The organism is Neobacillus sp. NPDC093127, from assembly GCF_044754175.1.
In the GTDB taxonomy this organism is placed as follows: domain Bacteria; phylum Bacillota; class Bacilli; order Bacillales; family Cytobacillaceae; genus Neobacillus.
In genome coordinates this window covers 191,159-208,251 of the sequence record NZ_JBIVOP010000005.1, presented here as the reverse complement: position 1 = coordinate 208,251, position 17,093 = coordinate 191,159, and the positions used below count along the sequence as shown (strand labels likewise).

Annotated in this window: 12 protein-coding genes; 6 read left to right on the top strand and 6 right to left on the bottom strand. The window is 40.8% G+C overall.

The window, feature by feature from the left end; all coding sequences use genetic code 11:
• Positions 1–227 precede the first annotated feature (227 nt).
• Positions 228–650 carry a hypothetical protein gene (locus ACIQCO_RS09505; RefSeq protein WP_400427784.1) on the top strand — a complete coding sequence of 141 codons (423 nt, stop codon included), beginning with the start codon at positions 228–230 and terminating at the stop codon, positions 648–650.
• Positions 651–795: 145 nt separating this feature from the next.
• Here ACIQCO_RS09505 and ACIQCO_RS09500 read toward each other — a convergent pair whose 3' ends face one another.
• The 3 genes from ACIQCO_RS09500 to ACIQCO_RS09490 all read right to left on the bottom strand — a co-directional run bounded on the left by ACIQCO_RS09500 (position 796) and on the right by ACIQCO_RS09490 (position 4,747).
• Positions 796–1,776 (bottom strand): proline dehydrogenase family protein, encoded by a 981-nt coding sequence (locus tag ACIQCO_RS09500; protein WP_400427780.1) that lies wholly within the window; start codon positions 1,774–1,776, stop codon positions 796–798.
• A gap of 186 nt (positions 1,777–1,962) precedes the next feature.
• On the bottom strand, positions 1,963–3,222 hold the full coding sequence (gene ftsZ / locus ACIQCO_RS09495) for a cell division protein FtsZ (protein WP_400427778.1): 1,260 nt from the start codon (positions 3,220–3,222) through the stop codon (positions 1,963–1,965).
• A 214-nt stretch (positions 3,223–3,436) separates the two neighbouring features.
• The gene (locus tag ACIQCO_RS09490) at positions 3,437–4,747 is read right to left on the bottom strand and encodes a DUF4139 domain-containing protein (RefSeq protein WP_400427776.1); all 1,311 of its coding nucleotides are present in this window, start codon (positions 4,745–4,747) and stop codon (positions 3,437–3,439) included.
• A gap of 247 nt (positions 4,748–4,994) precedes the next feature.
• Here ACIQCO_RS09490 and ACIQCO_RS09485 point away from each other — a divergent pair, with 247 nt between their 5' ends.
• From ACIQCO_RS09485 to ACIQCO_RS09465, 5 genes are all read left to right on the top strand, one after another.
• Positions 4,995–5,969, top strand: a complete 975-nt coding sequence (locus ACIQCO_RS09485) for a 2-hydroxyacid dehydrogenase (protein ID WP_400427775.1) — start codon at positions 4,995–4,997, stop codon at positions 5,967–5,969.
• Positions 5,970–6,067: 98 nt separating this feature from the next.
• A complete protein-coding gene (locus ACIQCO_RS09480; protein WP_400427773.1) occupies positions 6,068–6,262 on the top strand; it encodes an alpha/beta-type small acid-soluble spore protein in 195 nt (64 codons plus the stop codon).
• A gap of 120 nt (positions 6,263–6,382) precedes the next feature.
• Positions 6,383–7,219 carry an SDR family oxidoreductase gene (locus ACIQCO_RS09475; protein ID WP_400427771.1) on the top strand — a complete coding sequence of 279 codons (837 nt, stop codon included), beginning with the start codon at positions 6,383–6,385 and terminating at the stop codon, positions 7,217–7,219.
• Between the two features lie 181 nt (positions 7,220–7,400).
• Positions 7,401–8,789, top strand: coding sequence for a TldD/PmbA family protein (locus ACIQCO_RS09470; RefSeq protein WP_400427768.1), 1,389 nt, complete (start codon positions 7,401–7,403; stop codon positions 8,787–8,789).
• A gap of 4 nt (positions 8,790–8,793) precedes the next feature.
• Complete coding sequence (locus ACIQCO_RS09465) at positions 8,794–10,137, top strand: TldD/PmbA family protein (protein ID WP_400427766.1); 1,344 nt, start codon at positions 8,794–8,796, stop codon at positions 10,135–10,137.
• Positions 10,138–10,539: 402 nt separating this feature from the next.
• Here ACIQCO_RS09465 and ACIQCO_RS09460 read toward each other — a convergent pair whose 3' ends face one another.
• The 3 genes from ACIQCO_RS09460 to ACIQCO_RS09450 are packed head-to-tail and all read right to left on the bottom strand — an operon-like array spanning position 10,540 to position 17,088.
• Positions 10,540–11,826 carry a TIGR02679 family protein gene (locus ACIQCO_RS09460; RefSeq protein ID WP_400427764.1) on the bottom strand — a complete coding sequence of 429 codons (1,287 nt, stop codon included), beginning with the start codon at positions 11,824–11,826 and terminating at the stop codon, positions 10,540–10,542.
• Positions 11,819–15,928, bottom strand: coding sequence for a TIGR02680 family protein (locus ACIQCO_RS09455; RefSeq protein WP_400427761.1), 4,110 nt, complete (start codon positions 15,926–15,928; stop codon positions 11,819–11,821). The genes ACIQCO_RS09460 and ACIQCO_RS09455 overlap by 8 nt, the downstream gene beginning before the upstream one ends.
• Entirely contained in the window at positions 15,925–17,088 is a 1,164-nt protein-coding gene (locus tag ACIQCO_RS09450; RefSeq protein WP_400427759.1) for a TIGR02678 family protein, read from the bottom strand. Before ACIQCO_RS09450 ends, ACIQCO_RS09455 begins: the two co-directional genes overlap by 4 nt.
• Positions 17,089–17,093: the final 5 nt, after the last annotated feature.

The following is a 17,093-nucleotide window of genomic DNA, read 5'->3' as shown; positions in this document are numbered from 1 at the left end:
AATCGGCTTCCACTCACCTATCCTATTCCGTTCAGCCTGTCCATATTACCTCAACATCTCCATTAAATTGGAGCCCATGCTGATTGTATATACAAGTTGGTATTTCGACATAAACCTACAAAAAACTTAAGATGCCGAGCAAAGGTTTTTATTTTATGGTATAATAAAGTTATCTGATTCGCTTTTTCAGCCTGGATGAAGAAATAAATGTAAAAGGAGGTTTTTTCATGGAACATTCAATTGAAACAGTTTATTTCTTGGAAAACCCTGAGAAGAATATTGTGAAATTTGCAACTGGCACACAGCTTCGATATGAGGATATAATAAAAGAGGTTTTTGGTGTGGCAAGTATCAATGATTTACAAATGATGATCCAGTATAACAAAAGTTTTCAAAATAGCATTTGTAATAGCCATGGCATCAGTGAAAAGAAGATTACACTGGATAAAATCATTCGGATTGCATCAAAAGTAGATATGCTTCAGTTAAAAAAACAATTAATGGACCAAGAGAGAAATAGCATTGGCGAATACCTTGAAGCGGCCACCCCCATCACACGCCCCTTTGATCACATGATAAAACTGCAAGAGGGAATTTTCCAATGGGATGACAATGACTTTTCATATAATTCAGTAAACTCAGGTGCCTGACACCTTTGTAGTTAAGAAAAATTAACATACAAAGGTAGGTTCCTTTTTTTAATATCTAGAGCTGACGTCAAAAACCGCTGGAAGTTAGTTTCCAGCGGTTCTTTTGATGTCAGCTTTTTCGATAACAAGCTGATTAATCGTCTAGTTATCTACGTTTTTTAGTCTTCTTCGTCATTCTCCCCAACAAAAACGCTCCTGCCGCTACGCCGAGGACGGTGTTGGTTTTTTTGTTAAATACTTGTTTAGCTACAAGATTTAAGTTTTGCGGTCTTTCTGCAAGGCGTCTCATGAAATACCCATACCAGTCTTTTCCAAAAGGCACATAAGTACAGAAGTTGTAGCCCTCGCTTGCTAGTTTTAACTGCAGGTCTTTTCTGAAACCATAAAGCATTTGAAATTCGAATTTTTCTTTGGGAATGTTATTCTTTTTAACAAATTCCTTTATATGATTAATGATTTGATGATCATGGGTGGCAATCGACGTAAATTTTCCGTTTAGCAGATGCCATTCAGTAATCTTAATAAAGTTCGCATCGATATCTTTTTTATCCGGGTATGCTATTTCTTCTGACTCTTTATAGGCACCTTTTACAATCCGAATCCGGAAATTCCGATATTTCTCAAGATATTCTTGTGCCTGGCGGAAGTAAGACTGAATAACGGTTCCGACATTCTCATACTCAAGTGAAAGATCTTCTAAAAGATCAAAAGTCGGCTGCAGGTGACTGTAGTCTTCCATATCAATATTAACAAAAATTCCATAATTATTTGCTCTGTCGACAATTTCTTTGACGTTGTTTAAACAAAAGTGATAGTCAATATCCAAACCTAATTGTGTCGGCTTTAAAGAAATATGTGCATCCACTTGATGCTTATGGATCGCTTCAATTACCTTAAGAATTTGTTCTCTCGCTTCTTCCGCCTCTTCTTCTTTGTAGACGAATTCTCCTAAGTTATCGACAGTACAAGAGATTCCGTGGGCATTAAGCTCTTTAATACTTTTGATGGCTTCTTCTATATTGGTGCCGGCAACAACGGTTTGGGCTCCCATTTTTAACCCATACTTTTTAGCTGTATTATTTAGAAATTGATTTTGGGATAAACCCATGAAAAAATCTTTTAACATAGCGATTTCTCCTTGCAGTTAAATTTACAATTTCATTATAGCATACGCTTTCAATAAAAATTATTTTGCGAATATTGCCAATTTAAAATAGTGAGAAACGCTAATACCAAAAAATTCAGAAGATTTAAATTGCACACAAAAGGGTGTCAGGCACAAGTATACCCTGACACCTCTATTGTCAGTTATTTAGTAATTCCTTCTGTTACGGTTCCGCAAGAAAGCAGGGATATCCAGTGACTTTTCCGGCTCTTGCTCGTACCAGCTGCTATCACCGTGCGATTCTTTTGTCTCTGGTTTATTATCCTCATTATTATACAGCGTTCCTTCCGACTTCCCCCAGTGCCCGTGACCGTTTTCATGGGTTGATTTCTCTGATTCTTGCCTGCCATAATAATGAACTTGTTCCTCCTGTTTTGTCCTTTCACGTCTAGGCTGTCCCTGGAAATTTGACTTTGGCAGTGCTTCCCTTGAGGATTTGGAAGCTAGTTTCTCTTTATCCATAAATCCGGTGGCAATGACCGTTATCATGATTTCATCCTTATAGTTATCGTTAATGCTCGAACCGAAAATCATGTTCAATTCCTTATCAGCAGCAGAAGCGACAATATCCGCCGCCGCTTGCACTTCAAACAGACTCAAATTACTGCCGCCTGTAATGTTCATTAAAACACCTTGTGCTCCGTCGATAGAAGTTTCAAGTAACGGGCTGGATATCGCCTTTTTGGCTGCATCGACGGCGCGATTTTCGCCCTTTGAAACTCCAATCCCCATTAATGCAGTCCCTTGATTAGACATAATCGCTTTCACGTCAGCAAAATCAAGATTAATTAATCCAGGGACAGCAATTAAATCAGAAATACCCTGCACACCCTGACGAAGAACATTATCCGCTTCCCGGAATGCTTCAACCATCGGTGTTCTTTTATCGACAATCTGTAATAAGCGATCATTTGGAACAATAATTAAGGTGTCAACTGCTTGCCTCATTAACTCAATGCCGCTCGCTGCATTTAATCTGCGCTTATGGCCTTCAAATCCGAACGGACGTGTTACCACTCCAATCGTAAGAGCACCAAGCTCATGGGAGATTTCTGCAATCGCCGGCGCTGCTCCCGTTCCCGTTCCGCCGCCCATTCCGGCTGTAACGAAAACCATGTCTGCACCCTTTAGTACCTCTTGGATCTGATTTTTGCTCTCTTCCACTGCTCTCCTGCCAATTTCCGGATTAGCCCCTGCACCTAAACCTCTTGTCAATGAGGCCCCAATTTGCATCTTAATCCCGGCTTTCGATAAGTTAAGAGCCTGAGCATCGGTATTCACAGCAATAAATTCGACACCCTGAACACCGTCCTCAATCATTCGGTTTACGGCGTTATTTCCGCCGCCCCCTACACCAATAACTTTAATTTTAGCTGCTTGATCTATGTCCATGTCAAAATCCCACATTTTTCTTCCTCCTAATTTCCATTCACTATAATAAAAATTTCAGCGAAAATTTTTACTTTGTTATCCGTTTGATTACAAAAACCTCTTTATCTAGATATTTTACCAATATAATAGCGTTTTTTATATAGTCCTCAGGACATTCCTTTTAAAAAAATGTCATGAAACACCCAAATCGTTAGTTGGATTTTTCCCGACATTTCATTATCATCGATTATTAATCGTCAGACTTCTTAATCTCCATGTAAATGGAACGGTCACTGGTAATCCCGAAGCTGATCGTTTTCTCTTCCCCAGACGCTACCTCTGCCCAAAATTCGATATGGTTGGCGTCTACTGATTTAAACTCATCGGTTGATTCCTCAATCTTCCAAAAACGGTCACTAATGTAATGGTTAATTTTAATCAGGACGCTTTCACTCTTTCGGTTTTTCAAAATGTATTCATGCTTTTCATATTCGTAGTTTTTCATTTTATAGCGTTTTAAAATTTTGCTTTCACAAACAATATCAAAGGCATTGCCAATATATAAGGAAATGTTTTCATCCTTCGTGGTGTGGGCAATACGGTCTTCGCCGATAAATTCAGTCGTATTCTCATTCACATCGTCTTGATAGACTTTAATCTTCCCTTTAGGCAGAGGGATCCCCATTCGATTAGGCACAGAATTCTTGATCTCGAGCATCACTTTCGGATTTTCACTATAGGAATCAAACTCGTAATACCTTTTAAACGTACCATTTTCAACGTGGATGAACTTAATTTGTTTTTTCTGATTATCCTTTAGGGTGGTCGTTCCCTTTAACGTATAGATATGATAGTCTGCGAATGGCTTTTCCTCGAAATGTTCTTCCATATTCGTAAGGCTATAAACGACTGGCTCTATTTCATAAGTTCTTCCTTCTTCTACCCGGCTCACATCTCCAGCTAAAACCTTTAGCTTGGCATCGAGAAAAGCAGCTCCAGAAAAGTTCTCAATTTCTACCCATCCGGTAAGGTCAAACGTCTCATTCTTAAGCTTGAGGACATAATTTGATTCCCAGCTAATCCCTTTTGTTATGTAAGATACATTGATAGATTTTGAGTTTGATGGGATCACTTTCCAGACAAGTGCAGGTTTAACAATTAATTCATCGGGAAGTTTTGGCAAAATAATCTCCCCGGCAGGATCAAGGACAATTTCTTTCGTTGCGGCATTTTCCAAAACAAGTCCACCGCTCACACTTAGCAAGCGATACTCGGTTTTTTCTTTCGTTTTACTATCTTGTAAAAGAACTGTGTAATCCCTATACTTTTCCAGCAGCTTTGATTTATCTACTAAATCAAAATCATAGTTCAACTCCCGTACTTCAACACCGGAAACAATGATAGAATCGGTTTCAATCTTTTTGGCAACATCTAAATAATGAACAATAGTCTCATTCTCCTGCGGTGCATAATCCCTCGTCTCTTTCACAACAGCAAAATTGTCATTATAAATCGTTAATGATAGGTTTTGAGTATTAGCAGAAGAAGACTTGTAGACCATATTTAGATTCCTCCAATTTATTAAGATATTTATACACATCTTAACATAAATATCCATTGTACTACCAAAGTTTCCTGTTAAATAAACGGATTATTCAGTAAAAATGATTCTTTTTCAAAAGCCAAATTATAAAACAATATCCAGCGGCTAATTTTCTGAATTGTTGACTCTAGGGAAATTTTGTGTCACCTTAAAGGAGAATTGTCCTATTCACCCCTTATTCCATAGGAGAGGAGCTCACTCCCTAATGAGCAGAAAAATTATTACTTATAACTTTGTTTTAACTGAAGCACTAGAAAAAATAGATGACAGCTTTGAAATAGAATGTTTTGAAGGGATTAACCCAAAAACGGACCTGACGTTTTTAAGGGCTCTCCAAGAGGCTGAAGGGATTGTCGGTCTTGCACTCCCGGTTGATAAAGAATTACTGGACCGGGCTCCGAACTTAAAAATTGTTGCGAATAATTCCACAGGCTATAACAATCTCTCAATTGAAGAGATGACAAAGCGCGGCGTTATGGGGACTCATACCCCTGGAGTTCTAGAAGATACAACGGCCGATGCCATCTTCGGCATACTCCTTGCGGCGGCACGGCGCATCCCAGAACTTGATCACTTCGTAAAGGCTGGCAATTGGAAGCAGCATTTAACGACCGAACAATATGCAGTCGATGTCCATCACAAAACATTAGGGATCATTGGCATGGGGAAAATCGGTTCAATCATCGCTAAACGCGGGCATTTCGGCTTTGATATGAAGATTTTGTACCACAATCGCACCCGGAATATTGACGCCGAGGAAAAATATCATGCTGCATACTGTGACCTTGATACACTGCTAAAGGAATCCGATTTTGTTTGCCTAATGACCCCGCTCACACCTGAAACGGAGAATTTAATTGGCGAACGAGAATTTAAATTGATGAAAAAATCCTCTATTTTTGTCAATGGTTCGCGCGGAAAAACAGTTGATGAAAAGGCACTGATTGAGGCATTAAGAACTAACGAGATTCATGGCGCTGCCTTAGACGTTTACCAAACAGAGCCGCTAAAACCAGATCATCCACTGCTCCAGTTTGCTAATGTTGTGACAACCCCTCATATCGGGTCATCAACCTATGAAACCGAACTAAAAATGGCCAAGCTTGCAGTCGAGAATCTGCATGCTGGATTAACGGGTAAACGTCCTAAGAACTTGATTAATCCTGATGTGTTGAACTAGTTGTTACTTTTTGAAACGAATCAGTATTGCTAAATAGGACAAAGTATATACGAGCAATTTTTTAATTGCTCAAAAAACTTCGGCGGGAGTGATGGATCATGGCTAGAAACAAACTTTTGGTTCCGGGTGCAGACAATGTTCTGGATCAAATGAAGGAAGAAATTGCGGGCGAGTTTGGAGTTCAGCTTGGTGCTGATACGACCGCACGAGCAAACGGTTCAGTTGGCGGCGAAATGACAAAACGGCTTGTCGCTATCGCTGAACAATCATTACGAAATCAACAGGGTCAATAACCTGCGATTTCAGAATTTGGGTGCCCCAATAAGATTGGGGCACCCTCTTTCGTTTAATACTATACAATCCCCGCTTGATTAAGGTTAAATAAAATAAAAGCGATTTTTAAAGGAGAAATTATGAGCAAAAAAACAGCTATCGTAACAGGGTCTTCGAGCGGCTTTGGTTTGTTCTGCGTCATTGAACTGGCATTGAAGGGCTTTACGGTGATTGCGACAATGAGAGATATTACTAAAGCAAAACCACTACTAGAACGTGCCAAAGAAAACAAGGTGGCTGATTTCATTCGTATTCAACCACTCGATGTCACATCGACTGATGCTACTGATCACTTTAAAACGATTCTCTCTGACTATCCATCTGTAGATGTGCTGGTAAACAATGCAGGTTTTGCGCAGGGAGGCTTTAGCGAGGAGCTTTCACTAGAAGATTACCGGCAGCAATTTGAAACCAATTTCTTTGGTGTGATTGCCGTAACCAATGCAGTCCTTCCATTTATGAGAGCTAGAAATCAAGGCAGGATTATCAACATGGGCAGCATTAGCGGGAGAATCGGATTCCCAGGTTTATCTGCTTATACTTCATCCAAGCATGCTCTTGAGGGTTACAGCGAAAGCTTAAGACTTGAGCTCAAACCTTTTGGGATTGATGTGTCGATCATCGAGCCGGGATCGTATCATACCAATATTTGGACAAGCGTCGACCAGATGGATATCCATCCTGATTCACCCTATTTATCCTATATAGTGAGTATGCTAAACGAAATGGAAACCGGAAAAGCAGAACATGGCAATCCCATTGAAGTTGCAAAATTAGTTGCACAAATTGCCTCACAGCAGAAAACTCCAGCCCTTAGATATCTGATTGGAAAAGGTGTAAAGAAAAATCTGTTTCTAAAAACGATCCTGCCTTGGAAAACAATCGAAGCTGTTATAATCAAAAAACTAAAGCAATAACCATAAAAAATGAAAACCTCCCTTCTGTTTTACGTTTTCAAATGATAACAACCCGTTAGAGGTAAAATTAACCATAATGAAGAAAAATGTTGTATGATAAAAAGGTATCATCCAATAGGCAGATTCTAACAGAAAAATTCGGAATTTTTTTTATTATTAAAAACAATCAGGGAGGTCTAAAATGTTAAGTCAATCATTAATTGAAGACGTACTGACAGCGGCTTTATCAACTGGCGGGGATTTTTCAGAGATTTTCGTCGAGGATCGTTTTACGATTAACTTTACATTACAGAGTGGAAAAATTGAAACGTGCCTTTCCGGGCGTGATTTTGGGATTGGCATCCGTGTTTTTAAAGGATTGCAAAGCGTCTACGCGTATACAACCGATCACAGTAAGGAAGGACTTCTGAAAGCAGCTAAAAATGCCGCTCAGGCGATTAGCGGGAATTCAATAATTCAGCTGACTCCTTTTGTACACGAGTCAGTGGAAAACATCCATCCTATCCATCTCAACCCGCAAGAGGTCAATAAATCCCGCAAAGCATCGATCATGAAAAATGCTTATGATACGGCAAAAAACTATCATTCTAGTATTTCACAGGTAACCGTCCGTTACATGGATGAAGAACAAAATGTCCTGATTGCCAATTCCGAAGGGAAATTTGCTGAAGACAAACGAGTCCGTTCAAGGCTATCGATTCAGGCAGTAGCAGTGCGTGATAACCAAATGGAAACAGGTTTTCATGGACCGGGCGCCCACCAAGGCTTTGAATTTTTCGAGAATTTAAATATCGATCATTATGCAAATGAAGCAGCCCGAATTGCTGTGACGATGTTAGACGCAAGCCCTTGTCCAAGCGGCAAATTCCCGGTGATTATCGATAATGATTTCGGCGGCGTTATTTTTCATGAAGCCTGCGGCCATGGATTAGAGGCAACCGCTGTTGCGAAAAACAACTCTGTGTTTGCGAACCGCATCGGCGAAAAGGTTGCGCCGTCCATTGTTACCTATATCGATGACGGCACGATTCAAAATGAATGGGGTTCAATTAATATTGATGATGAAGGCGAAAAGGCGCGCAAAAATGTTCTCATTGAAAATGGTATTCTCAAAGGCTATTTAATTGATAAATTTAATTCAAGACGAATGGGCATGGAATCGACTGGTTCGGGAAGAAGACAATCCTTTCGCTTTGCGCCGACCTCGAGGATGACAAATACGTATATAGCCCCAGGAGCATCAACTCCTGAAGAAATCATTGCCAATACCGAACATGGTATTTATACCAAATATATGGGTGGCGGCCAGGTTAACCCGGCAACAGGTGATTATAACTTTGCTGTTATGGAAGCGTATGAGGTCAAAAACGGTAAGCTCGGTAAGCCATTAAAAGGTGCCACCTTAATCGGAAATGGACCTAAAACCTTGCAGCTTGTCGATATGGTCGGAAATAATTTAGGACATGGTGCTGGAATGTGCGGTTCGCTTAGTGGCAGTATTCCAGTTAACGTCGGACAGCCAATGATCCGTGTCAGCGAAATTACCGTCGGTGGGACAAAGGGGGAATAAGCGCATGAATATACAGGAATTTCAAGCGAACCTATTTAGTGCGGCACTAGCCAGCGGTTTTACGGATGTTGAAATGTATTATGAAAAGAAAGAAGTATTTGGCTGCCAAATATTCAAAGGGGAAATTGATCAATATGAAATTGCCGAAGACGGCGGCGTTTCCTTCCGTGGGATATTTAATGGAAAAATGGGCTATGCCTATACCGAAAAAATCGACGATGCCTCCATCCCCTTCTTGTTGGATAACGCGAAAGAAAACACGTTGATCATTAATGATGAAGATAGTGAAGAAATCTTTGCCGGCAGCAGTCACTATGAGCAAGGAAACTTTTTCTCTACAGCCTTAAATGAAGTAACTATTCCTGAAAAAATACAATTTATTAAAGATGCGGAACGTGAATTACTCGAATTGGATCCAAGAATTGTAGCGACAGACTATTGCATGATTCGGACAGAATCGGTTTCGCGATCCCTTTCAAATAATAAAGGATTGTCATTAACGGATGGAATGAATTATTTGTATGTCATCCTTGAAGCGATTGTTAAGGACGGAGAGGAAACAAAATCAGCATATGAATTTAAAGTGTCAAAAGACTTCCATGGCTTAAATGCAAAGGAAATCGCCAAAAAAGCTGGCGAAGAAGCACTTTCACAATTAGGTTCAAAAAATATCGAGAGCAAAGACTATCCAGTGCTTTTAAGAAATGATGCCGCGGCAAGTCTTTTGGCAACTTACTCGGCTAATTTTTCAGCGGAAAATACGCAGGCTGGGATCTCATCCTTAAAGGATAAGTTGGGTAGTCAGATAGCCAATCAAAAGATTACCATTGTTGATGACCCATTTCTTGAAGATGGCCTTGCCAGCAGGACGTTTGACAGTGAAGGAGTTGCAACAAAGAAACTTACATTAGTAGAGTCAGGTGTACTGCAATCCTTGCTTCACAATCAAAAAACAGCAAAAAAAGAGCAGGCTGAAACGACTGGCCATGCCCATAAGGATTCATATAAAAATGCTGTCAAGGTCGGCCCATCTAATCTATATATTGAACCTTCCGATCTCTCCTTTGAAGATTTGCTCGCTGTCATGGGCGAAGGTATTTTGATTACAAGTCTTTCTGGCTTGCATTCAGGAGCAAACACAGTTTCAGGTGACTTCTCACTTGCCGCAAATGGGTTCTATGTCGCAGATGGTAAGGTTCAATACCCAGTTAATTTAATGACCATTGCAGGTAACTTTTATCAATTATTGCAGGATGTCGAGGAAATTGGCTCTGATTTAACGTTCCCACTTTCACCAATCGGATCTCCATCGGTTTTAGTGAAATCATTGTCGGTTACGGTAGAGTAATTGTGCTTTTTAGGGTGGGGATCCAACTGGATTCCCACTTTATTTGAGTTTTTGTAAAAAATAGTGGAAGTTTTTCCGCAAAAAGGCATTTTGGAAGATTGTTTTGCGAGTTTCATTATGTAAAAAGATTAAATTTCTGCTTTTATTTACGAATTTACCTGTATTATTTGTGAATCGCATGTATAGCGGGTTTCCACTATTTGGACAGACACTGCTTTTTACTTTTTATCGGCGAATTTTTAAGGTATATCGGCGAATCCAGGTATTTTATCGGCGAATTCACACCATTTATCGGCGAATAATGAAATTTATCGGCGAATCGAAAAATTGTTCCTTTGTGAATTAAAAAAACTGACCCTAAAAGTTATTTTTCAACGACCATTTGGGTCAGCCTTTCATCTACTATTTAAATTCCCTTTTTATATCACACACAAGTTCATTTACTAATCCTTCTTGATACCCCGCTTTTTTCCTGATTTTTAGAACATTCACCACTTCAACAAGTTCAGGTGATGATATTGACTCCATTTTCGAAAGCCTGCCAGAAATATCCTCATCTGAAATGGTCTTTTCATATGACTCTACATCCATCCTCCAGCAAGTAACTCGATCCTGATAACGTTCTTTTAACCGCTGTGCCATCGAAAGCCCTTCCGGATCTAAGTCCCCAGAATAGTAAAGATGACAGTCCGCTTCTACTAACAAATCTAACATTATCCAGCTCGCAGCCCGAAATTGCCCATGGGTACAGATTACGGGAGCATCAGCAACCTCATCAACAATCGTTGAACAGACACTAGAATTTTCTACAATCCATACCTTGTTTCCTGCTGCTGGCCAGATTCTTTTTATTTTCAGTAATTCCTTAATCGGAACGTTTAAAACGGTATTCGTTTCAGCAGCGGCTTTCCAAACCGGATGAAGCCCCATTTCACATTCCGCAAGTAATCCGCGGCAGGAAACAAAACTCCACAAATCATCCCTCATCAAACCATACAAACCTAGCAAATCATTTAGGTCCTCTGTTGTTTTCGGCATACCCGGTACACGTTGTCCCTTAAGCTGTTGATCTACCTGCAGGCAATTGACGAGCAATTTACCTGCTAGTTGATTATTATCAAAAAAATGCGGATTTCCCGTTGTTCGTTGGGCAAACAGCGGCAGTCTTTCATACTTATTCTCCATACAGGGAAGATCTTGATATGCTTTAAAAACGGTGATTAATTTTTCCTTTAATCCCAAAGCATCCTGCTTATAAAGCGACCAGATCCACCGGGAATCCGGCGGCTTCGACTCGATCCATTCCCACCACCAGCTTCCCTCAGGATAATTAAAACATAACTCTTGAAAGAACCTCTTTTCTTTCTCTTCTTCAATGCTACTTTCCTCATTTTTAGTAAGAATCGACTCCCCGAGCACTTCTTCAAGCAATTCAATAAGGGAATACTCTGCAAAACCGGTCAGCGGTAATTCTTTTTCAAAGGAAAGTAATGAAATCTTCCCTTTTTCAAGGATTGTGTCAACCGACTGACCTAAAAACCCGGCAATTGATTCTACATCATCATAGGAAAAGCCATCCAAACTGACCGTGCCACCGATTCTCCCGATTGAACGGTATTTTTCCTTAAATAAGGTAAACAATTTAACAAAACCTGGTTCGTCCCTAAACACCTGTACTTTGTCATTCATGTGTCACTAGCTCCGGAGCAGGCTCATCATCCACCACAAAGGTACGCTGTTTCCCGTCCCATTGATAGCGAATCACCGTAACAAAGTCGGCATTCTTTGGCCGGACTAACTCACAAATCGATAGACTCGAAATGGTGTCATAATCGCCCCATAAGGCTTGGGAGTTCATAATATAATTAAAGCCAAGCTGCTCCACCACTTCAAACATGTCGCGGATGTTATTCTCATCTACCCCAGCAAAGGCCTCATCGAGGGAAATGATATACGGTGCCATCGCTCCTGCTTCTTTGTATCTTGAATAAGCTGCTGTAAATAAAGGAATATACATCGCCATTGCCTTTTCCCCGCCGCTAAATTTAAAGAAGGCATTGTTCGTCAATTCTCGTTTCGGCTCATTCACACGCTTAAAGGAAAGAACAAAGGTGAACCACTTTCGATAATCCAACACTTCTTTTAATACTTGATGAAGCGTCGACCCTTCATTTCGTAACTGAATTAATTCCTTTGCTTTTTCAATTCTGGACTGGAAGTGTTTTGTAATCCGATTTAAATCCTCTTCGTTCAAAAACTTACTATTTCGCTGCAAGAGCTTGACCAGATCTTTCGTATCCAATTCCTTTTCGGATTCAGCCGTTAATGGTTTCCAAGCAATAGAGAACGTTAAGCCGGATGAGTTATCACGACTTTCCATAATTTTGTCCATCTCACTCACCCATTTTTCGGCACGTTTGATTCGGTTTCGTAAGATTACTCCAACTGTATTGACGATAATATCCTCATAGAGTTGGCGGTCTTGTTCATCGAGCCAGCCTTTTTGGTCTTCTAACTCTTTTTCCAGTGATGTGAACACAAAATACGGACTGACACGCTGTCCTTTATATTCCATTAGAATTAGACGGCGGCTTTGAAGCTGATTCCATTCATTCATAAAGGGTTCATAGTAGTCACCCCATTCTTTCGAAAACCACCCTGGACGCTCCGTGTCTTCCGGGTATTCAAACATTCTGTATTCTGTTAAAAATACCTGTTCATTGATGAACGCCTTTGTTAGCTGTTCATTTAGCTTTGACCGGTCATATTTTCCTAAAATGGATTCTAGCTGTTTGACGATTTTAACAGGATCCATTTCAGCAACCTCTACAAAACCACGGGCGATTTCCGCTTTCACCATCTGTTCCCATTCGTCCGCCATATTTGACCAGAATTCCGCACTTGTTTTCGCGGAAACTAATTCCTGTTCACAAGTCCCTTGCCTTGCTTTCTTTTCAGGGATGGTTTCAAGCAGATGAGTAATCCTTTCTATTGCTTCTCTTAGCTGCTGCTGCACTTGTTGAATCCTATGTCTTACTTCCTCGATCCCTTTTAGTTTCAACTGTTGCTCAATTGCCTCAATTTCAACCTTTTCTTTACGCAACTTTGATTCTTTTACATTTTGATCCCCTTTGAGCTCGTCCAGTTCCGTTTCCATTTCAGCTAAGCGATAAGTTAGATCCTCTATTCTATTCCGCACAAACAAACATTTTTGAAAGAGATCCTTGAAGCTATAAAGTTGATCACGATAATTCTTCGCTGAGATTAATGCTTGTCCCAAGACTTCCTTTGTTAATGAAATGTTTAGCTGGCCGCCTTCTTGATGAAGTTTTACCTTAATTGCTTGAAGCTGACCGTGTACTTGCTTCCAGTGTTCATCTAGCTGAAGATGAACCTTTTTCTGCTCCTCCAATTGATGACCGGTCTTTTCAATTTGAACATTCACGTCACTCAAGTTTTGATCTTCCGGCATGGTCTGCTTCCATTGTTCAGCACGGAGGACCTCCTCCTCGTATTGACGACGTTGAACGTTTAGTTCCTCCAACACTAATTGGATTTGCTCAATGGATACCTCGCATTCTTTGATTTTCTCCTGCTGGTATCGTTTGCGCGATGTACGGCCGATATATTTGGACGGCCCTTCATTTGGGGCATGCCCCACTAAACAACCAAGTGAATACGACCCATCGGCATCCACATGAAAACCAGATCCTTCCTGTTCAAGGGAGATGCTCCGTAATATTTCATCAACCAGATTATTTGAAATAAGACTATCTGCCTCTACATCCGGACGCAAATAATCCGCTAGCGTATATCCGAGTAATTGCGGCTCCGGTCGGATCACCCGATCATGGGTCGGGTCAAGGAAATTTTCAGTGATTAGGCTGTCCAATATGCCCGTTTGTTTTAATGCAGACTCAATTCTCTCCTTTTGCACTTCTGTCACATGATCCTGAAACTCTACCGCTGCATAAAACGGAATAAAGGCCTGCCCTTCTTCTAGAAGCTGCCTGCGAAATACCTCTGTATCCTTTGCTCGCTCCGGGTTAGGCATTTTCAATGTCTTCCAGTGATGCAGTTCTGCCCGAGCTGCTTCCATTTCTTGCTTTTTATCTTCTATCTTTTTCTCCATTAGGTTTTTCTTCGTACTAATCTCGGTAATATAATCATTAACCGCAGCAAGCAGTTTTTCCCTCACTTGCTCGTAGCGATTTTCTTCATATAAGCCTTCGATTGAACGGGCGATTTCTTGTCGTTTCTCTTTTGAAAAAATAAGCTTTGGATGCTGCTCAATCCAAGAAAACACCTGGTGCTCCACCTTTTGTTTCTCTTCCGTAAACCAATCGGCTAAATGATCGAGATTCTTTCTTAAGGCATCCACTTCTTTCTTTTTCTCAGAAGACTGCCGCTGGAACCGGCTATGCTCTTCTGCTAGACGATTTTCCTCATCAGCTAATTGCTTTAAATCCGCAAGTAATTGTTCATGACTGCCAATCTCACGAATCCAGATGGAAAAATCAAACTCCTCCTGCTGATGACGTTCGAAATCGTGGACGTTAACCACATGCTCTGAAAAAGCAGCTTCTTCCGCATCAAATTGCAGATCACCCAGTAAATCTTCCATGACGCTTTCATGCTGCCTTATCTGGTTTTGACTCTGTTCCCGCTCCTGCCATAGATGATTGTACTGTCTGTTTTTGTGATCCCATTTCTTCTGTAAGGAATTTATTTCACTACTTAGTGATTTTGTATATTCTATTTTCTTACGCTTATCCTCTTCCAGATTCCAAACCTCATGGCGCTCCAGCCGCTTTTTTTCCTCTTCGGCAATTTCTTGCTGCTGGACATAATGCCGCTTCTGTTCTTCTTCTAGTTGAATTTCTTTAGTCAATTCTTCGTCTTGAGCCGTTAAACCTTTTACATGTTCCTCTGCGACAGTGAATCTTTTTAAGGCATTCTGCCACTTCTCCGCCCGTTCAGCCAAAATATATTGATTATAGGAATGATACTGGTTAACGAGCCTGCTGCTAGAGGCATATTCACGTTCTAACTGTTCGAGTTGCTGCTGGGTTTGATCCATACTTTCAATCGTATCTGACAGGTGCCTTAATTCATCATCGGTTAAAGGAGGCAGGGCAGATTCCAATATTTCATAAATAACTGTCGGTTTAAAATCCTTTGACAGTTTAGGGCTTCGTAATTGGATCAACAGTTTAATCAAGTCTTCATAGGCTTCATTTGACTGGAAACCGAATATATATTTATTGACGAGCTCCATGTATTCACGCTGGGTATGGACAACATATCCGCCCTCACTGATGCGATTTTCCAGTTCCTTTGCGGAAAAAGGCACCCTGTCACCCAATTGCGAATGGGCAAGTTCAAAATCATGGCCAATTCTGCGATTATCGGTTATCACAAAATACCAGGATTTAATTCCTTTATGCCGCTTGGCCTGCATCCCAATCCCCGTTGTAATATACCGTTCTACACCAGCTTTTTTATATTCGATAAACAGATATCCCGTGCGCTCATCACGATCGACTACCTCTTTTTCCCCAAGCAGATAATCTTCCATTCTGCGAGCTTTTGACCCAAATGGGTCGAGGCGGTCAGGAGATTTTTTTCCGTCTAACAACACAGGCAGGAAGCTTTGCATTGTAACCGATTTTCCCGATCCGTTCGTCCCCCTAAGCAGAAGCTTTCCATCCGAAAAATGGAAAATTTCATCATCATAATACCAAAAATTCAATAACCCCGCTCGGTTCATCACCCATTTTTCCTCTGTCATCGTTCGGTTCCTCCTGTATGAAAATCTGCGGGGTACTCACCCGTCATTATCCCTACTATTGATTTAATCCGAATAAGAGAAGTTTCGGCTTCTACCTCGACCATCATCCAATCCTTCATGGCACGAAGCAACTCCGTTCGTATACCACTCGTACTCATATCGCGAAAATACTTTGCCCAACCTGTGCCATTTTGCTGCCTTAAATCATCCACCACTTGTTCAAACTCACCTTCTGTCATCAGCATTTCACCATTTTCGTTTGCTTTGAACCGCTCAGGCTGCCCATGAATGTACTTTGACAACTGAAGGATTATGTCAGTGGATGCCTTGGAATTCGGAAAAACCTGCTGATACTGTCTTGGTTCGGCAATCGATAAAAAGGCGGTATTTTTATAGACATGAAGTTTATAGTCACTATGTTTTTCGATATCTTCTGCTAAGCGATTTCGATAGTTCCTGATATAGAGAAAATCAGGATCCTGTTGATCACGGCGATGTAATCCAGGTGAAAAGAACAGCTTGCGGTACACCCGCTTCCTTCTTTCATCTTCCTGATTTAGTTTCCAATCTTCCTTTAGTAACTCGCCCCAGTGTTTGTAGCTCGAAAAATCATCTGGATATGTTCTCATAAAATATCTGCTATAGGTGCTGGCTTCATATAAAACTTCCTGCTCTTCATTTTGGTCAAAGCGGCCGATATCCCCGTCAATGGTTCGAATGAGCTGGAATTCCATCAAGATTTTCACAGCCCTTATCAATGATTTCCGGTGGGTATAGAGCGTCCAATCAAGCGGAAAGTCTCCTGGGTAATCAGCTTGAATTTCTTGACATAGCTCAGAAAGAAGAAACTGTTCATCCACTGCTTTTCCCTCTAAAAAGGCAAGCGCACAGCAAAAAATCGCATAATCCATCGGCTCTTGAAAATCTTGAATGCCCATCCAGCCTTCCGGTTCAACCGGGATTTTTTCCAGTTTAATAAAATGTTGGTGGACAATAAGTCGCAGGCCGAACTTTTCATCCAGGTAGCGGCGCAATACCTTCTCTCGCTCGCGGATCAACTGATACCATTCCGGCTGTTCGGTGCGTAAGATCCAATAATGATGAAATAGGATGTCCATTCCCTGGATAGCTTTTTCATCGAATAGTTGTGTTTGCTCCATTAATA

Coding starts and splice junctions, on each gene's coding strand:
- ACIQCO_RS09505 (WP_400427784.1), top strand. CDS start 228: ATGGAACATTCAATTGAAACAGTTTATTTCTTGGAAAACCCTGAGAAG.
- ACIQCO_RS09500 (WP_400427780.1), bottom strand. CDS start 1,776: ATGTTAAAAGATTTTTTCATGGGTTTATCCCAAAATCAATTTCTAAAT.
- ftsZ (WP_400427778.1), bottom strand. CDS start 3,222: ATGTGGGATTTTGACATGGACATAGATCAAGCAGCTAAAATTAAAGTT.
- ACIQCO_RS09490 (WP_400427776.1), bottom strand. CDS start 4,747: ATGGTCTACAAGTCTTCTTCTGCTAATACTCAAAACCTATCATTAACG.
- ACIQCO_RS09485 (WP_400427775.1), top strand. CDS start 4,995: ATGAGCAGAAAAATTATTACTTATAACTTTGTTTTAACTGAAGCACTA.
- ACIQCO_RS09480 (WP_400427773.1), top strand. CDS start 6,068: ATGGCTAGAAACAAACTTTTGGTTCCGGGTGCAGACAATGTTCTGGAT.
- ACIQCO_RS09475 (WP_400427771.1), top strand. CDS start 6,383: ATGAGCAAAAAAACAGCTATCGTAACAGGGTCTTCGAGCGGCTTTGGT.
- ACIQCO_RS09470 (WP_400427768.1), top strand. CDS start 7,401: ATGTTAAGTCAATCATTAATTGAAGACGTACTGACAGCGGCTTTATCA.
- ACIQCO_RS09465 (WP_400427766.1), top strand. CDS start 8,794: ATGAATATACAGGAATTTCAAGCGAACCTATTTAGTGCGGCACTAGCC.
- ACIQCO_RS09460 (WP_400427764.1), bottom strand. CDS start 11,826: ATGAATGACAAAGTACAGGTGTTTAGGGACGAACCAGGTTTTGTTAAA.
- ACIQCO_RS09455 (WP_400427761.1), bottom strand. CDS start 15,928: ATGACAGAGGAAAAATGGGTGATGAACCGAGCGGGGTTATTGAATTTT.
- ACIQCO_RS09450 (WP_400427759.1), bottom strand. CDS start 17,088: ATGGAGCAAACACAACTATTCGATGAAAAAGCTATCCAGGGAATGGAC.